Raw genomic sequence first — 15,621 nt, forward strand, 5'->3', positions numbered from 1 at the left:
CCAGAAAAGTATGACAGTTATTTTTTTATTGGGGAATTTAGAGGGTTGGGGGAGGGGGTGTCGGGTGGCGCTGCGCTTACCACGACCTACGGGACCGTAGGCCCGTGCAAGCGAAGCGCCGCCGGGCAATTCAAACAGACTACTCTTCAGCCGCATAACCCTGCGGGGGCAACTTCACGCCGTCCAGCCAGGCTGCGCCGTTGCGCATCTCCAGACGTCCATCGACAAACCAGCTTACCACCAGCGGATAAATGGCGTGTTCCTGCGTCTGCACACGTTCGGTCACGTCGTCTTCGTTGTCGCCGTCAAAGACCGGTACTTTTGCCTGCAAAATCACCGGACCACCGTCCAGCTCGTCGGTAACGAAATGCACGGAGGTACCATGCTCCTCATCGCCGTTCTCCAGCACCTGACGATGGGTGTGCAGGCCGGGGTATTTTGGCAGCAGGGAAGGGTGGATATTGAGCAGTCGTCCGGCGTAGTGTGCAACAAATGCCGGGCTCAGGATGCGCATGTAGCCTGCCAGCACCACCACGTCAGGCGCGTAGGCGTCAATCTCCTGCACCAGCTCACGGTCAAAGGCTTCACGCCCGGCGAACTGGCTGGCTTCCAGCGCATGCGCAGGAATGTTCGCTTCCCGCGCGCGCTCAAGGCCGAACGCATCGGCCTTGTTGCTGAATACTGCCCGAATGGTGCCATTGATTTTCTTCTGTTTGCAGGCGTCTATGATTGCCTGCAAATTGCTTCCGTTGCCGGAAATGAGCACCACGATGTTTTTCATTCAATGACCACACGCTGTTCGGAATCGGAAGCTTTAATCGTACCGATTTTCCACGCGTTTTCACCTTTTTCTGTCAGCAGCTTAACCGCTTTATCCGCTTCGCTGGCGGGCAGGGCGATAACCATGCCCACGCCGCAGTTAAAGGTGCGGTACATTTCGTGAGAGCTCACGTTGCCTGCGGTTTGCAGCCAGTTGAAGACGGACGGCCACTGCCATGAGGATGCGTCGATCACCGCCTGGGTATTGTCCGGCAGCACGCGCGGAATGTTTTCCCAGAAGCCGCCGCCGGTGAGGTGAGCGATGGCGTGCACGTCAACGTTCTCAATCAGCTCCAGCACGTTTTTCACGTAGATGCGGGTCGGGGCCAGCAGGTGATCGGCCAGCGGTTTGCCGTCCAGCTCGGTGGTCAGCGGGTCGCAACCGCTCACTTCGAGGATTTTACGCACCAGAGAGTAGCCGTTAGAGTGCGGACCGCTGGAGGCCAGCGCAACCAGCACATCGCCGTCTGCCACTTTGCTGCCGTCGATAATTTCTGATTTTTCTACCACGCCGACGCAGAAGCCTGCGACGTCATAATCTTCACCGTGATACATGCCCGGCATTTCAGCGGTTTCACCGCCGACCAGCGCACAGCCGGATTGCAGGCAGCCTTCGGCGATACCGTTAATGACGCTGGCTGCGGTATCCACGTCCAGCTTGCCGGTCGCGTAGTAATCGAGGAAGAACAGCGGCTCAGCGCCCTGTACCACCAGGTCGTTGACGCACATCGCCACCAGATCGATACCAATCGTATCGTGACGCTTAAGATCCATCGCCAGGCGAAGTTTTGTACCGACACCATCCGTACCCGAGACCAGCACAGGTTCACGATATTTTTGCGGCAGCGCGCACAGTGCGCCGAATCCACCCAGGCCACCCATCACTTCCGGGCGGCGGGTTTTTTTCACCACACCTTTGATTCGGTCAACCAGCGCATTACCTGCGTCAATATCAACACCGGCATCTTTGTAGCTGAGAGAAGTTTTGTTGGTCACGGCTTAAATCCCCACGCGATTGCATAGCTAGTAAGAAAAATCGGCGCAATTCTAACAGTCCAGGCAAACGTTTGCGAGCCTATTCTCGGCGCGGGGATCTTTTTTTCTGTGCGGGCTGTCCATGGCAACAAACTTGACTCTGTTCACGAAAATGAAACCGGTTTCGGCGATCTGCTTGCAACGGCTATCCCCTTTGCACATCATCAGACTGAAACCGGTTTCTGTAACTGTTTTTGCAGAAAATAACGCAGAATGAGGGAAAGCGAATGTCAGGATTTAAAGCAGGTTTTCTGTGGGGTGGGGCCGTTGCGGCGCACCAGCTCGAAGGCGGCTGGAAAGAGGGCGGCAAGGGCGTGAGCGTCGCCGATGTCATGACGGCAGGCGCCCACGGAGTACCGCGTGAAATCACCAACGGCGTGCTGGAGGGAAAAAATTACCCAAACCACGAAGCCATCGACTTCTATCACCGCTATAAAGAAGACATCAAACTCTTTGCCGAAATGGGGTTCAAATGCTTCCGCACCTCCATCGCCTGGACGCGTATCTTCCCGAAAGGCGACGAGCTGGAGCCGAACGAAGCGGGACTCCAATTCTATGACGATCTGTTCGTCGAGTGCCTGAAGCACGGCATCGAGCCGGTGATCACGCTTTCCCACTTCGAGATGCCTTTCCACCTGGTGACGGAATACGGCGGCTGGCGCAACCGTAAGCTGATCGACTTCTTCGTGCGCTTCGCAAAAGTGGTTTTCCAGCGCTACCAGCATAAAGTGAAGTACTGGATGACCTTTAACGAGATCAACAACCAGGCCAACTTCCACGAAGATTTTGCGCCGTTTACCAACTCCGGGCTGAAATATGCGCCGGGAGAAGATCGCGAGCCGGTGATGTTCCAGGCGGCGCACTATGAGCTGGTGGCCAGTGCCCTGGCGGTGAAGGCGGGGCGCGAGATCAACCCGTCGCTGCAAATCGGCTGCATGATTGCCATGTGTCCCATCTATCCGCTGACCTGTGCCCCGGACGATATGATGATGGCGATGAACGCCATGCATCGCCGCTACTGGTTCACCGACGTTCACGTGCGCGGCAAGTATCCGCAGCATCTGCTCAACTACTTTGAACGTCGCGGCTTCGCGCTGGATATCACCGAAGAAGATAAAGTGGCGCTGACGCAGGGCTGCGTGGATTACATCGGGTTCAGCTACTACATGTCTTTCGCCACCAAAGCGACGGCGGATAATCCGACGCTGGACTACGACGAAAGCAAGAGCCTGGTTTCTAACCCGTACGTGCAGAAATCGGACTGGGGCTGGCAGATTGACCCGGTGGGGCTTCGCTACTCCCTCAACTGGTTCTGGGATCACTACCAGCTGCCGCTGTTTATTGTGGAAAACGGCTTTGGCGCGATCGACGTGCAGGAGAGCGACGGCACGGTGAACGACCAGTACCGCATCGACTACCTTTCCGCCCACATCCGCGAGATGAAAAAAGCGGTGGTAGAAGACGGCGTAGATCTGATGGGCTATACCCCGTGGGGCTGTATCGACCTGGTCTCTGCCGGCACCGGCGAGATGAAGAAACGCTACGGCTTTATCTTTGTCGATAAAGATAACGAAGGTAACGGCACGCTGAACCGCAGCAAGAAGAAATCGTTCGACTGGTATAAGCAGGTGATTGCCAGCAACGGCGAGCAGCTATAATTGCCCGGTGGCGCTGCGCTTACCGGGCCTACGGGATGTGTAGGCCGGGTAAGCGTTAGCGCCACCCGGCAGATCCCGCACCCAAGCCGGAGCCCAGCCTCCGGCTTTTTTGTTTTTGATTGATGTACGTCAAGCAAGATGGGTATGGCGCAATCCGAAAAAAGCGGTATAATCCCGCGATTTTTTTGCGGATGCCACCTCAGAGGAGAAAGAGAATGAAGATTGTGGAAGTGAAACACCCACTCGTTAAACACAAGTTGGGCCTGATGCGTGAGCATGACATCAGCACGAAGCGTTTTCGCGAACTGGCTTCTGAAGTGGGTAGCCTGCTGACCTACGAAGCGACCTCTGATCTGGAAACGGAAAAAGTGACCATCGAAGGCTGGAACGGCCCGGTGCAGGTTGAGCAGATCAAAGGTAAAAAAATTACCGTGGTGCCAATCCTGCGTGCGGGTCTGGGCATGATGGAAGGCGTGCTGGAGCACGTCCCAAGCGCGCGTATCAGCGTGGTGGGTATCTACCGTAACGAAGAGACGCTTGAGCCGGTCCCGTACTTCCAGAAGCTGGTCTCTAACATCGACGAGCGTATGGCGCTGGTGGTTGACCCGATGCTGGCGACCGGTGGTTCGATGATCGCCACCATCGACCTGCTGAAAAAAGCGGGATGCAGCAGCATTAAAGTGCTGGTGCTGGTTGCGGCGCCGGAAGGTATCGCGGCGCTGGAAAAAGCGCACCCGGACGTTGAACTCTATACCGCGTCTGTCGACCAGGGGCTGAACGAGCACGGGTACATCATCCCGGGGCTCGGCGATGCCGGCGATAAGATTTTTGGTACTAAATAATCGAATAACGATAAAGAAGCCGACTTTGATAGTCGGCTTTTTTTTGAATAAAAACCAACAATGACACTCAGAGGAAAACACTATGACGCGCCGTGCTATCGGGGTGAGTGAAAGACCGCCGCTTTTACAGACAATCCCGCTTAGTTTGCAGCACCTGTTCGCCATGTTTGGCGCAACCGTGCTGGTGCCAATCCTGTTTCACATTAACCCGGCTACCGTGCTGCTGTTTAACGGCATCGGTACGCTGCTTTACCTCTTCATCTGTAAAGGCAAAATCCCGGCCTATCTCGGGTCGAGCTTCGCGTTTATCTCCCCGGTACTGCTGTTGCTGCCGCTGGGTTATGAGGTCGCGCTGGGCGGCTTTATTATGTGCGGCGTGCTGTTCTGCCTGGTCTCCTTCATCGTGAAGAAAGCCGGTACCGGCTGGCTGGACGTGATGTTCCCGCCTGCGGCCATGGGGGCCATCGTTGCCGTCATCGGCCTGGAGCTGGCGGGTGTCGCGGCGAACATGGCTGGGCTGCTGCCTGCGGACGGTCAGTCACCGGATTCTAAAACCATCATTATTTCGCTGGTGACGCTGGGCGTGACGGTATTCGGTTCCGTCCTGTTCCGCGGCTTTATGGCGATTATCCCGATCCTGATCGGCGTGCTGGCGGGTTACGCGCTCTCCTTCGTGATGGGCGTTGTGGATACCACCCCGATTGCCGAGGCGCACTGGTTCGCGCTGCCAACCTTCTACACCCCGCGCTTTGAATGGTTCGCCATTTTCACCATTCTGCCTGCCGCGCTGGTGGTGATTGCTGAGCACGTCGGCCACCTGGTGGTGACGGCGAACATCGTGAAGCGCGACCTGATCCGCGACCCGGGCCTGCATCGCTCCATGTTTGCCAACGGTTTCTCCACCATCATCTCTGGTTTCTTCGGCTCCACGCCAAACACGACTTACGGTGAGAATATCGGCGTAATGGCGATCACCCGCGTCTACAGCACCTGGGTTATCGGCGGCGCGGCGATCATCGCCATTCTGCTCTCCTGCGTTGGCAAACTGGCGGCGGCGATCCAGATTATCCCGGTTCCGGTGATGGGCGGCGTTTCCCTGCTGCTGTACGGGGTGATCGGTGCCTCCGGTATTCGCGTCCTGATTGAATCCAAAGTGGATTACAGCAAGGCGCAGAACCTGATCCTCACTTCCGTTATCCTGATTATCGGCGTGAGCGGCGCGAAGGTGCACATCGGCGCGGCAGAGCTGAAGGGTATGGCGCTGGCGACCATCGTCGGCGTCGGCCTGAGCCTGATTTTCAAGCTGATCTCAGTGATCCGCCCGGAAGAGGTGGTGCTGGACGCGGACGACAGCGAAAAAGCGCCACATTGATCGTCATGCCGGGCGAAGGATCGCCCGGTTCTCTCCTTGCAGGTTCCGTGTTAAACTCCATTCCGATTTTATGTAAGATCTCTGGTTGAGGTATTTCTGAACGGACCGGCACAGCTCTCTCTGCCACTTTATCTCCCTGACGACGAAACTTTCGCGAGTTTCTGGCCGGGTGATAACCCCTCTTTACTGGCTGCACTGCAAAACGTGCTGCGCCAGGAACACAGCGGATACATCTATATCTGGTCACGCGAAGGCGCGGGACGCAGCCACCTGCTGCATGCCGCCTGTGCGGAGCTTTCGGCGCGCGGTGACGCGGTAGGCTATGTGCCGCTGGATAAACGCACCTGGTTTGTGCCTGAAGTGCTGGAGGGCATGGAACATCTCTCCCTGGTCTGCATCGATAATATCGAATGCGTGGCGGGGGACGAACCGTGGGAAATGGCGATCTTTAACCTCTACAACCGCATTCTGGAGTCGGGCAAAACCCGGCTGCTGATCACCGGCGATCGTCCGCCGCGCCAGCTCAATCTGGGGTTACCGGATCTGGCGTCTCGTCTGGACTGGGGACAAATCTACAAGCTGCAACCGCTTTCGGATGAAGACAAACTCCAGGCACTTCAGTTGCGCGCCAGACTGCGCGGATTTGAACTGCCGGAAGACGTGGGCCGTTTCCTGCTCAAGCGTCTGGATCGCGAAATGCGCACGCTGTTTGATACCCTCGATCAGCTTGACCGCGCCTCTATTACCGCCCAGCGCAAGCTGACCATTCCGTTTGTGAAAGATATTCTTAAGCTGTAGTTATGCCGGGTGGCGGCTACGCCTTACCCGGCCTACAAGGAGTGCGGTTTTTGTAGGCCCGGTAAGGCGTAGCCGCCACCGGGCAAAAAAATCAAAGCCATAGGCCGGGTAAGGCGCAGCCGCCACCCGGCTAAAGATCCCCCAACAAGTGCTCCACCAGCAGCGGAATCGGTCTTCCCGACGCCACGCTCCGTCCGTTTTCTCGCCACAGCGCCGTCCCGCTGATATCCAGATGCGCCCACGGAATGGTCGACGGGCAGAAGTGATGCAGCAGCCACGCCGCCGATGCGCTGATCGCCGCGTTATTGGTCGGCGTGTTGCACAGATCGGCAATCGCGCTATCGGTTTGCTTTCTCAGCCGCGCGTCCAGCGGCAGGGACCACACCTCGTCGCCGCTCCGTTTGCCCGCGTGCGTCAGTGCCTGACGCAGCGGTTCATCCTGGGTCATCAGCCCGCTCAGCTCATACCCCAGCGCTTTTACCACCGCTCCGGTTAAGGTCGCCATATCAATGATATAGTGCGCCTGCGGATGGCGCTGACTCGCCCAGGCGATAGCGTCTGCCAGCACCAGCCGGCCTTCGGCATCGGTATTGTTGATTTCCACCGTAATGCCGTTGCAGGCTGTTGCCACCGTGCCGGGCTGCATGGCGTCGGGGCCGATGGCGTTTTCCGCCAGCGCCAGCACGCCCATGATGCGCACGGGTAATTTCAGCTCCGCAACGGTCAGCATCAGCCCGAGCACGTTAGCCGCGCCGCACATGTCGTATTTCATGGTGTACATGCCCGCGCCTTCCTTCAGCCACAGGCCGCCGGTATCGAAGGTAATTCCTTTTCCCACATAGCAGCGTACCGGGCCGTCGTTGACACCATCATAATGAATCGCCAGCAGACGAGGCGGGCAGGTCGCCCCTTTGCCGACGGCGTGCAGCAGTCCAAGCCCTTGCTCAACGATTTGCGTTTCATCCAACACTTCGCAGCACAGGGCAGGGCTGACGGCACACAGTTTTTGCGCCTCCTCCACCACAAACTGCGGCGTGCAGCGGTCGGACGGCATATCCGCCAGACGTCGCGCCGCGACCATGCCGAGCGCAATGGCCTGCTGCTGGCGGAAGGTCGTCTCCAGCTTCGCCTGCTGTTCCGGCAGGCAGAGGGCAGTGATGCAGGTAAGACGCAGCGCTTCGTCCGTCTTCTTCAGCTTCAGGTCACTGAGCCTGTGCGCCTGATTAAAGAGAAAACGCAGTACCTGCGCCAGCACCACATCGTCAATATCCGTCACGTCCAGCACGAGTTCGGCGCTGGCGGGGGCGGCAAGCAGCGGTCGCAGGGCGGTGAGCAACCCCTCGGTCAGGGCGTCATGCCAGAGCGCGTCCGGCAACAGGGTGATGCGGGCAAACGGCGCGCAGCCAAAGCGCGCGTCCGCGACGGTGCTCTGCTGGCGCATTTCAGCGATAAGAGCGCTATCCGGTAACAGAGAACTGTCAGCGCGCGCAATCAAATGGCTGTTCGGCTTCGCGTCTGAAAGCGCGTTGATAAACTGGTACGTGATCATCATGACTCCTCAATCGGCGCGCGGATCCGCGCGGCATAGGTCTGCATCCACTCCTCATCTACCGCGTGATAGTGCGTTTTCTCCCGCAGGCGTTCAGTACGGAAAACGGTGAGGGGCTGGCGAGCCGTCGCCACCACGAACGAGAAGGTTTTGATGTTGGTCGCGGCGCCAAATTCTCCTTTGCTGTTCATACACACTACGGAAAGATCGCCCGCGCGACCGAAGCGCGACATCAGCTTGTCTTCCAGTTCGAACACCACCGAATCCGCCGCCTGCTGCGGCGTCATGCCTTGCGCCATCCGGCGAACGATTTCGTAGCTGGTACAGCCCTTCATCAGATCTTCACCGACGCCCGTGGCGGTGGCCGCGCCGGTTTCGCTGTCGCAGTAAAAGCCGGAGCCGATGATGGGTGAGTCACCGAGGCGACCGCGTTTTTTCATAAACAGGCCGCTGGTGGAAGTGGCGACGCTCATCGAGCCCTGTTTATCGAGGCCGATGATGCCGACGGTGTCATGTCCGTCGTAGGGGCTTAACCCCTTATCCAGCGTTTCGCGGCAGCGCTTGCGGTAGTGTTGCATGGCGCGATCCGTGAGCATGGTTTTGTCGGCAAAGCCCTGGCTCAGCGCCCATTCGCGCGCGCCCTGGCCGACCAGCAGGCTGTTATAACGCTGGCGGCTGAGTGCGTGCGCCACGCGCACCGGGTTGGCGATATCCACCAGATTGCCCACGGCGCCGAACGCCAGCGTGTCGCCGTCCATATAGGCCGCGTCCAGCTCTACCTCGCCGTTCTCCGTCGGCAGGCCACCGTAGCCGACGGATTTATACAGCGGAAAGTCTTCCACGGCTGCGACGGCATCGACTACCGCCGCAGCGACCGGTTTCCCGGCCGCCAGGGCAGACGCAGATTCCGTTACCCCTTCAAGCGCCATTCGCCAGGTTGCGATAATTCCCCACATGCTTTACTCCTGTTTTGCAAGGGTGGTGTCGGGTTGCGTAGCGGTAGTCAGCTCCGCGGCGCGGTACTGTTTATCCACGATACGCATGAAAGGCAGGTACAGCATGGCGCCAATCAGCAGGTTGATCAGCTGCATCACGCTGCCGCTCAGGTGCCCGGTGACGATAAAGCCGCTGATGACTGGCGGCAGCGTCCAGGGGATAAACACCCCGGTGGTGACGGCGACCGCACCAATTTTCATCGCCGCATACTGCACGGTGACCAGCACCAGCGGCACCAGATTGAACGGGATGAGCATGATCGGGTTCATGATCACCGGCAGGCCAAACAGAATCGGCTCGTTGATGTTAAACACCGAGGCACCCGCACCGAGGCGCGCCACTTCGCGCATGTTTTTGCTGCGGGCGAAGATCAGCATCGCTATCACCAGCGACAGCGTGGCCCCCGCGCCGCCCATCCAGATCATGTCAAAAAACTGTTCGGTAATGATATGCGGCGGCGTTGTGCCGGCCTGAATCGCGGCGATGTTGTCGGTCTGGTTTTCCATCCACAGCGGACGAATAATGCCGTTAATCATCGAGCCGGAGTTAATGCCCACTGACCACAGAATGGTGATGCTGAATACGGTCATCAGCGCCCCGAAATAAGAGGTGCCGTAGTGGCGCACCGGGGTGGCAACCACTTCATAAATAAACTGGTGGATGGTGTGGTAGTGGGTGTTTTCAAAGATGATGCGGATAAGCAGCACCAGAATCATTACCAGCAGGGCCGGGATCAGGGCCGCGAACGACTCCTGCACCGCCGGAGGCACGCCGTCCGGCATTTTGATGACCAGCTTTTTGCGCTTCAGCCAGCAGAACAGTTCCGTCCACAGCAGGGAACCGATCATCGCCACGAACAGCCCTTTGCTGCCAATCCACTCCACCGGCATCACGGTAATGCCGCCGTTTTCCGCCACTTTGATAAAGGGCGTCAGGATCAGAAACGCGACCAGCGCCAGAATGCCGCAGGAGATGCGGTCCTCGCCATAATGCTCAGCCAGGCGGTAGGCCACCAGGAAGCTGATAAACAGCGACATGGTTGAGAACACCGCGTTAAACGGGATCTCTATAATTGCACTCCAGCTCTCACCAAAGGCCTGAGACATAAACTGCTGATAGGCCTGATTCGGGAAGGAGGAGATCACCAGCAGAATGGAGCCGACGATGATAAACGGCATGAATGAAACGTAGGCGCCGCGAATGGCCCCAAGATGACGCTGCTGGGCCGTTTTCGCCGCCAGAGGCATCAGTTTTGCTTCAAGAAATCCCAGAACATTGTTCATTGTGAACTCCGTACAAGATTGAGAGGTGTTGTTTATGTTATGTCTGTGGATTATCAGTGAAGCGCGGCGAGCGAAAGGTGAAATCGGTCACAAAGCATTCGCTGCTCTGATATAAATCTCATAAGATTAGTTGCGGAGAGAGACGCGATGGAAATCAAACTGCATGCCAACGCCACCACCACACCGCGTATCCGTCGCTATCTTCAGCAGTCAGATAAAAGCGACAGAGAGCTTGCCGTTGAGTTGGGGATCTCGGTCACCACCGTCAGGCGCTGGCGCAACCGCGACCAGGTTTCGGATAACCACACCACGCCAAAAGTGATACACAAAGCGCTGAGACAAGAGCAGGCGACACTGATAAATGCCCTGCGGGATATCACCGGGGCACCGCTGGACGATCTGCTGCTGCTGGTGAATGACGGCCTCGGGATCGCCGTTTCCCGCGCGACCCTGAACCGCTACCTCAAACCAGCTTCGGTAAAACAAAAGGGGGCGTCGTTGCAGGGCAAAAAGGCGCTGAAGGCCGGAATCATGCCGCAGAAGCTACTCCTGCATCATCAGCCGCTGTCGCTGCATATGGACGACGGTGGCGAGCAACACCTGCTCTGGGCGCGTGAACCCGTCAGCGGCTGGTGTTACGCCCGGCTTTATGCTGGCGTATCGCCGCAGTTGCTGACCCGCTGGACGAACGAGGTGCTGGCTGCCTGTCCGGCTGATATTCAATCTGTTGAGACTTTTGGGCTGGAAGTGAACTTGCCAGAGCATAACGTCACCGTAAAAGTGCATTCACAGTATTATCTCGCTCTTCAGGTCACCGTGCCGTTACGCGAAATCATTCCGCGGGTGAACAGTGAACCGATGGGAGAGCTGTTGATCCAACTGTGTGAGTTTTACAACCGGGGAAAAGCGCAGAAAAAGCTGGGAGAGCGTACGCCGCAGGCGTTTCTGGAAGCGCTGCGGCGTAACGATTAGACGATCTCGAGCACGTCTTCCGGCGGACGGCCGATACGCGCCTTGCCGTTCGCCACCACAATCGGGCGCTCAATCAGCTTTGGATTGTCGACCATCGCCTGAATCAGCCGTTCTTCAGTGAGACTGGTATCGTTCAGATTGAGCGACTTATACAGATCTTCTTTCTGACGCATTAGCTCGCGCGCGCTGCCCATGTTCAGCATCTTCAGCAGCTGGCGGATCGTCTGCGCGTCCGGCGGCGTCTCCAGATACAACACCACTTCCGGATCGATGCCGTTAGATTTCAGCAGATTCAGCGTCTCGCGGCTCTTGGAGCAGCGAGGGTTATGGTAAATTTTTACCGCGTCTGTCATGATTTCTCCTTTATTACATCTTCTCGTACGGCTTAAAGCGTTGTTGCAGGCCACGCAGCTGGTCGATTCGCGCATCGTAGCGGGCCTGTTGCAGGCTGCCAAGCTTCACCTGTGAGCTGGCGCTGCTCAGCAGGGAAATGGCCTGATCGAGGCGACCCGCCAGCGCCAGACCTTCCGCACGCGCGGCCAGCTCCTGATCGCGGTTACCCAGTTGCCCCTGGGCCTGTGCGAGCAGCTCCCAGCCGTTCTGGTCGTCTTTATTGTTAAAGGTGTAGCGGTTCAGAATGGTCACCGCCTCGCCGGGCTGGCCGCCCTGTAGGTAGGCGTTTGCCAGGTTAAGCTGCAATACCGGATTGTTGCGAATGTCTTTCGCCCCTTTCAGACGGTTGATCGCATCGGTCGCTTTTTTCTGCCCCAGATCGATATCGGTGGCGAGGTCGAGATACCACGGGTTGTCCGGCGCCGACGCCAGCAGCGGCTGTAGCGCTTTACGCGCTTCATCGTACTTGCTGGCCTCCATCGCCTGGAGCGCCTGACCATACTGCGCCGCGTTCTTCTCGCGCACGTTGCCTTTCGCCAGCGCGTCCAGCAGATCGCTGGTGAGCTGATTACGTCCGGAGTTGTACATGCCAAGCGTTCTCACTTTGGCCATGTAGAAATCCTGCGAAGACTGCACCACGACCGGACGCATCTGGTTGGCACGGTTACGCGCATCCGAGAGACGGCTTTCCGGCAGCGGGTGGGTTAAAAGAATTTCAGGCGGGCGCGACGAGTAGCGTGCCTGGTCGAGCAGTTTTTCCAGGAAGCTCGGCATGGCCTGCGGGTCAAAGCCGGAACGCTGTAAAACCTGAATGCCGATGCGGTCTGCTTCCTGCTCGTTCTGCTGGGTGAAGCTGATCATCCCCTGACGCGTCCCCGCCAGCGTCCCGGTAAGCGCCGCCATCCCGGCCTGCGGGCTGGCCATCGCCAACAGAATAGAACCCAGCGCGCCCACCCAGGTCAGCGGGGCGTTACGCTTCTGATCTTCCATCGCACGCGCCAGATGGCGCTGGGTGACGTGCGAAATTTCGTGCGCCATGACGGACGCCAGCTGGCTTTCGTTATCGGAATAACGGAACAACGCCGAATGCAGCACCACGTTCCCGCCAAAGAAGGCGAAGGCGTTGATTTCGTCGTTATTGATTAAATAGAAGTGGAAGGGCGTTTTTACCGAGTCGGCGTGCGCCACCAGACGCATCCCCAGACCGTTGATGTACTGCACCAGCAAAGGGTCGTTAATCAGCGGAGCACTGCCGCGCAGCTGGCGTACGTAATAATCACCCATCTGCATCTCCTGCCCGATGGAGAGCGTGCTTCCTGCCGTGGTGCCCATGTCCGGCAATGAATCGGACGAGTCAGCGAAAGCGGGTAACACCTGACCCACCGTCACGGCGGCAATCAGTGTCGCAACCAGTGTTTTTCTCAACTGCCTGAACATAACCACTGTCCTGTATTTTGGATGTGCTAATTTGACCGATGAACCCGCATAACGTTCATCTCCGCTGCTCTGCGAGTGTAGCCGTGTTAAGAGATGAAGAAAATCCCATTCATCAGGGTTTTGCGAAACCTGACAGTGAAACAAAAAGGAAAGTCTTTTTTGTGACAGTTAGATACAATTCACCGTCTCACTCCCGCCATTCGATTCAGGGAAGGGTTGTATGCTCGAAATGTTAATGCAGTGGTATCGGCGTCGGTTTAGCGACCCGGAAGCCATTGCTTTGCTGGTCATTCTGGTTGCCGGATTCGGTATCCTGTTCTTCTTTAGTGGCCTGCTGGCACCGCTACTGGTGGCGATTGTGCTGGCGTATCTGCTGGAATGGCCCACCGCGCGTCTGGAACATATCGGCTGTTCCCGCCGCTGGGCGACCAGCATTGTCCTGGTGCTGTTTGTCGGCATTCTGCTGCTGATGTCCTTCGTGGTGATGCCCATCGCCTGGCAACAGGGGATCTACCTGATCCGCGATATGCCCGGCATGCTGAACAAACTGTCTGATTTTGCCGCCACGCTGCCGCGCCGCTATCCTGCGCTGATGGACGCTGGGATCATCGATGCGATGGCCGAAAACATGCGCGCCCGCATCATGACCATGGGTGATTCGGTGGTGAAATACTCTCTGGCCTCGCTGGTCGGCCTGCTGACGCTGGCGGTTTATCTTGTTCTCGTGCCGCTAATGGTGTTTTTCCTGGTCAAAGATAAAGAGCAGATGCTGAATGCGGTACGCCGCGTGCTGCCGCGCAATCGCGGTCTCGCCGGTCAGGTCTGGCAGGAGATGAACCAGCAGATCACCAACTACATACGCGGCAAAGTGCTGGAGATGATTGTGGTGGGCGTGGCGACCTGGATTGGCTTCGTGATCTTCGGGCTGAACTACTCGCTGCTGCTGGCGGTGCTGGTCGGATTCTCGGTTCTGATCCCGTATATCGGCGCGTTTGTGGTGACCATTCCGGTAGTCGGTGTGGCGCTGTTCCAGTTTGGTCTGGGTACGGAGTTCTGGAGCTGTTTCGCCGTATACCTGATTATTCAGGGACTGGACGGGAATCTGCTGGTACCGGTGCTGTTCTCAGAAGCCGTTAACCTGCATCCGCTGGTGATTATCCTGTCAGTGGTGATTTTCGGCGGGCTGTGGGGATTCTGGGGCGTGTTCTTCGCCATTCCGCTGGCGACGCTGATTAAAGCCGTGGTCCACGCGTGGCCGGATGTGCCAGCGGTGGAAGAGAAGTAGATTTAGTGCGGGCTGATGCCCTCACCCCAACCCTCTCCTGCGGGGAGAGGGGGCAAACACTAAAAACGGTAGCGCATGCTACCGTTTTGCATTTACCTTGTAGGCCGGATAAGCGCAGCGCCACCCGGCACTAAAATGATCACGCGTTCTCTTTCAGCCACTTCAACACCACGTCGTGGTGGTTGCTGGTTTTGAAATCATCAAACACGTGCTCAACTTTACCGTCAGCGCCAATCAGGAAGCTGATGCGGTGAATACCGTCGTACGTTTTGCCCATAAAGGACTTCTCACCCCAGACGCCAAACTGCTCGCAAACCTGGTGGTCTTCATCGGAAAGCAGCGTGAAGTTCAGCAGCTCTTTTTCCGCAAAACGTGACAGCTTCTCTGGCTTATCGGTGCTGATGCCCAGCACTTCCACACCGACCTTTTTCAACTCATCCATGTTGTCGCGTAGACCGCAGGCCTGTACGGTACAGCCCGGGGTCATGGCTTTCGGGTAGAAATAGACCAGAACACGCTGTCCCTGGAAGTCGGTCAAATTTACTTGCTCGCCGTCTTGATCCGGTAAGCTAAATTTCGGTGCGATATCACCGGCTTTCAGTGGGTTCATTACTCAACTCCATCCTGTTCGTGCTGCGAATAATCGACGACGCTTATACTGCCTTGCGCGTGTAATTCTGTACAGAGGGCTTTGAACGCTTGCTCGATATTTGACGCATCCTGCGAGGCAGGGCTGTGTGCGGTAATTTGAATAAACAGCGTCGGGATTGCGTTTTCATCGCCCGGCTGCGTGCGGGAAACCAGTTCGGCAATGTTCATCTGATGGCTGTCAAACAGCGCCGTAAAACGTTCAATCAGATGAGGTGAATCAGGCACTTCAACCTGTACCCAGACCGTGGCAGGCAGAGCCGGACGCGGACGCGCGGTGGTGCGCTTCATCACAATCAGTAAATCCAGCTCTGCGCCTTTCAGCGGCAGGGTAGATTCGATGAGGGTAATGGCATTCCATGTTCCGGAAAGCAGCATGATGAACGTGAACTCTTCGCCAAGCATAGCCAGCCGGCTGTCTTCGATGTTGCAGCCGCAGCTGCTCACGTGGCGAGTGATGGTATTCACGATACCCGGCCTGTCAGCACCCAGCGCAGTGATAACCAGGTAATGTTGTGATGAGGTTGTCAAACC

15 protein-coding genes are annotated in these 15,621 nt (G+C 57.4%); 6 read left to right on the forward strand and 9 right to left on the reverse strand.

What is annotated here, in order from left to right; genetic code table 11:
- Nucleotides 1-139 precede the first annotated feature (139 nt).
- Together purN and purM are read right to left on the reverse strand one after the other, a co-directional pair.
- Complete coding sequence (gene purN, locus RHN82_RS16685; protein ID WP_006811493.1) at nt 140-781, reverse strand: phosphoribosylglycinamide formyltransferase; 642 nt, start codon at nt 779-781, stop codon at nt 140-142.
- Complete coding sequence (gene purM / locus RHN82_RS16690) at nt 778-1,815, reverse strand: phosphoribosylformylglycinamidine cyclo-ligase (protein WP_017383509.1); 1,038 nt, start codon at nt 1,813-1,815, stop codon at nt 778-780. Before purM ends, purN begins: the two co-directional genes overlap by 4 nt.
- Before the next feature lie 266 nt (nt 1,816-2,081).
- On the opposite strand from purM, the gene RHN82_RS16695 reads away from it, so the two are divergent.
- The 4 genes from RHN82_RS16695 to RHN82_RS16710 all read left to right on the forward strand — a co-directional run bounded on the left by RHN82_RS16695 (nt 2,082) and on the right by RHN82_RS16710 (nt 6,524).
- Nucleotides 2,082-3,512 (forward strand): 6-phospho-beta-glucosidase, encoded by a 1,431-nt coding sequence (locus RHN82_RS16695; protein ID WP_047052292.1) that lies wholly within the window; start codon nt 2,082-2,084, stop codon nt 3,510-3,512.
- 215 nt (nt 3,513-3,727) lie between these two features.
- Complete coding sequence (upp, locus tag RHN82_RS16700) at nt 3,728-4,354, forward strand: uracil phosphoribosyltransferase (protein WP_003860560.1); 627 nt, start codon at nt 3,728-3,730, stop codon at nt 4,352-4,354.
- Nucleotides 4,355-4,436: 82 nt separating this feature from the next.
- Nucleotides 4,437-5,726, forward strand: coding sequence for a uracil permease (gene uraA, locus RHN82_RS16705; RefSeq protein WP_003860558.1), 1,290 nt, complete (start codon nt 4,437-4,439; stop codon nt 5,724-5,726).
- 96 nt (nt 5,727-5,822) lie between these two features.
- A complete protein-coding gene (locus RHN82_RS16710) occupies nt 5,823-6,524 on the forward strand; it encodes a DnaA inactivator Hda (protein WP_211482948.1) in 702 nt (233 codons plus the stop codon).
- 130 nt (nt 6,525-6,654) lie between these two features.
- Here RHN82_RS16710 and RHN82_RS16715 read toward each other — a convergent pair whose 3' ends face one another.
- From RHN82_RS16715 to celB, 3 genes are read right to left on the reverse strand one after another with little or no spacing between them, the layout of a single operon-like run.
- Complete coding sequence (locus RHN82_RS16715) at nt 6,655-8,073, reverse strand: M17 family metallopeptidase (RefSeq protein ID WP_047053171.1); 1,419 nt, start codon at nt 8,071-8,073, stop codon at nt 6,655-6,657.
- A complete protein-coding gene (locus RHN82_RS16720) occupies nt 8,073-9,029 on the reverse strand; it encodes a N(4)-(beta-N-acetylglucosaminyl)-L-asparaginase (protein WP_047053174.1) in 957 nt (318 codons plus the stop codon). The genes RHN82_RS16715 and RHN82_RS16720 overlap by 1 nt, the downstream gene beginning before the upstream one ends.
- Before the next feature lie 3 nt (nt 9,030-9,032).
- Nucleotides 9,033-10,352 carry a PTS cellobiose transporter subunit IIC gene (celB, locus tag RHN82_RS16725; RefSeq protein ID WP_047053176.1) on the reverse strand — a complete coding sequence of 440 codons (1,320 nt, stop codon included), beginning with the start codon at nt 10,350-10,352 and terminating at the stop codon, nt 9,033-9,035.
- A gap of 147 nt (nt 10,353-10,499) precedes the next feature.
- On the opposite strand from celB, the gene RHN82_RS16730 reads away from it, so the two are divergent.
- Nucleotides 10,500-11,324 (forward strand): homeodomain-like domain protein, encoded by an 825-nt coding sequence (locus RHN82_RS16730; protein WP_047053178.1) that lies wholly within the window; start codon nt 10,500-10,502, stop codon nt 11,322-11,324.
- Here RHN82_RS16730 and arsC read toward each other — a convergent pair.
- Complete coding sequence (gene arsC, locus RHN82_RS16735) at nt 11,321-11,677, reverse strand: arsenate reductase (glutaredoxin) (protein ID WP_047053180.1); 357 nt, start codon at nt 11,675-11,677, stop codon at nt 11,321-11,323. The two genes, RHN82_RS16730 and arsC, sit on opposite strands and share 4 nt — an antisense overlap.
- A gap of 13 nt (nt 11,678-11,690) precedes the next feature.
- A complete protein-coding gene (gene bepA, locus RHN82_RS16740; protein ID WP_003860547.1) occupies nt 11,691-13,154 on the reverse strand; it encodes a beta-barrel assembly-enhancing protease in 1,464 nt (487 codons plus the stop codon).
- Between the two features lie 220 nt (nt 13,155-13,374).
- Here bepA and RHN82_RS16745 point away from each other — a divergent pair, with 220 nt between their 5' ends.
- The gene (locus RHN82_RS16745) at nt 13,375-14,439 is read left to right on the forward strand and encodes an AI-2E family transporter (protein ID WP_003860546.1); all 1,065 of its coding nucleotides are present in this window, start codon (nt 13,375-13,377) and stop codon (nt 14,437-14,439) included.
- Nucleotides 14,440-14,578: 139 nt separating this feature from the next.
- On the opposite strand, the gene bcp is transcribed toward RHN82_RS16745, so the two are convergent.
- A complete protein-coding gene (bcp, locus tag RHN82_RS16750; RefSeq protein WP_023314630.1) occupies nt 14,579-15,049 on the reverse strand; it encodes a thioredoxin-dependent thiol peroxidase in 471 nt (156 codons plus the stop codon).
- Nucleotides 15,049-15,618, reverse strand: coding sequence for a glycine cleavage system transcriptional repressor (locus tag RHN82_RS16755; RefSeq protein WP_000213743.1), 570 nt, complete (start codon nt 15,616-15,618; stop codon nt 15,049-15,051). The genes bcp and RHN82_RS16755 overlap by 1 nt, the downstream gene beginning before the upstream one ends.
- Between the last annotated feature and the right edge of the window lie 3 nt (nt 15,619-15,621).

Source organism: Enterobacter cloacae complex sp. EB5, from assembly GCF_031432835.1.
In the GTDB taxonomy this organism is placed as follows: Bacteria; Pseudomonadota; Gammaproteobacteria; order Enterobacterales; family Enterobacteriaceae; genus Enterobacter; species Enterobacter hormaechei_C.

Excerpts from the sequence above, each read along its gene's own strand:
- RHN82_RS16695 (WP_047052292.1), top strand. The coding sequence starts at position 2,082 with ATGTCAGGATTTAAAGCAGGTTTTCTGTGGGGTGGGGCCGTTGCGGCG.
- uraA (WP_003860558.1), top strand. The coding sequence starts at position 4,437 with ATGACGCGCCGTGCTATCGGGGTGAGTGAAAGACCGCCGCTTTTACAG.
- celB (WP_047053176.1), bottom strand. The coding sequence starts at position 10,352 with ATGAACAATGTTCTGGGATTTCTTGAAGCAAAACTGATGCCTCTGGCG.
- purN (WP_006811493.1), bottom strand. The coding sequence starts at position 781 with ATGAAAAACATCGTGGTGCTCATTTCCGGCAACGGAAGCAATTTGCAG.
- arsC (WP_047053180.1), bottom strand. The coding sequence starts at position 11,677 with ATGACAGACGCGGTAAAAATTTACCATAACCCTCGCTGCTCCAAGAGC.
- bcp (WP_023314630.1), bottom strand. The coding sequence starts at position 15,049 with ATGAACCCACTGAAAGCCGGTGATATCGCACCGAAATTTAGCTTACCG.
- RHN82_RS16745 (WP_003860546.1), top strand. The coding sequence starts at position 13,375 with ATGCTCGAAATGTTAATGCAGTGGTATCGGCGTCGGTTTAGCGACCCG.
- RHN82_RS16715 (WP_047053171.1), bottom strand. The coding sequence starts at position 8,073 with ATGATCACGTACCAGTTTATCAACGCGCTTTCAGACGCGAAGCCGAAC.
- RHN82_RS16720 (WP_047053174.1), bottom strand. The coding sequence starts at position 9,029 with ATGTGGGGAATTATCGCAACCTGGCGAATGGCGCTTGAAGGGGTAACG.
- upp (WP_003860560.1), top strand. The coding sequence starts at position 3,728 with ATGAAGATTGTGGAAGTGAAACACCCACTCGTTAAACACAAGTTGGGC.
- bepA (WP_003860547.1), bottom strand. The coding sequence starts at position 13,154 with ATGTTCAGGCAGTTGAGAAAAACACTGGTTGCGACACTGATTGCCGCC.
- RHN82_RS16730 (WP_047053178.1), top strand. The coding sequence starts at position 10,500 with ATGGAAATCAAACTGCATGCCAACGCCACCACCACACCGCGTATCCGT.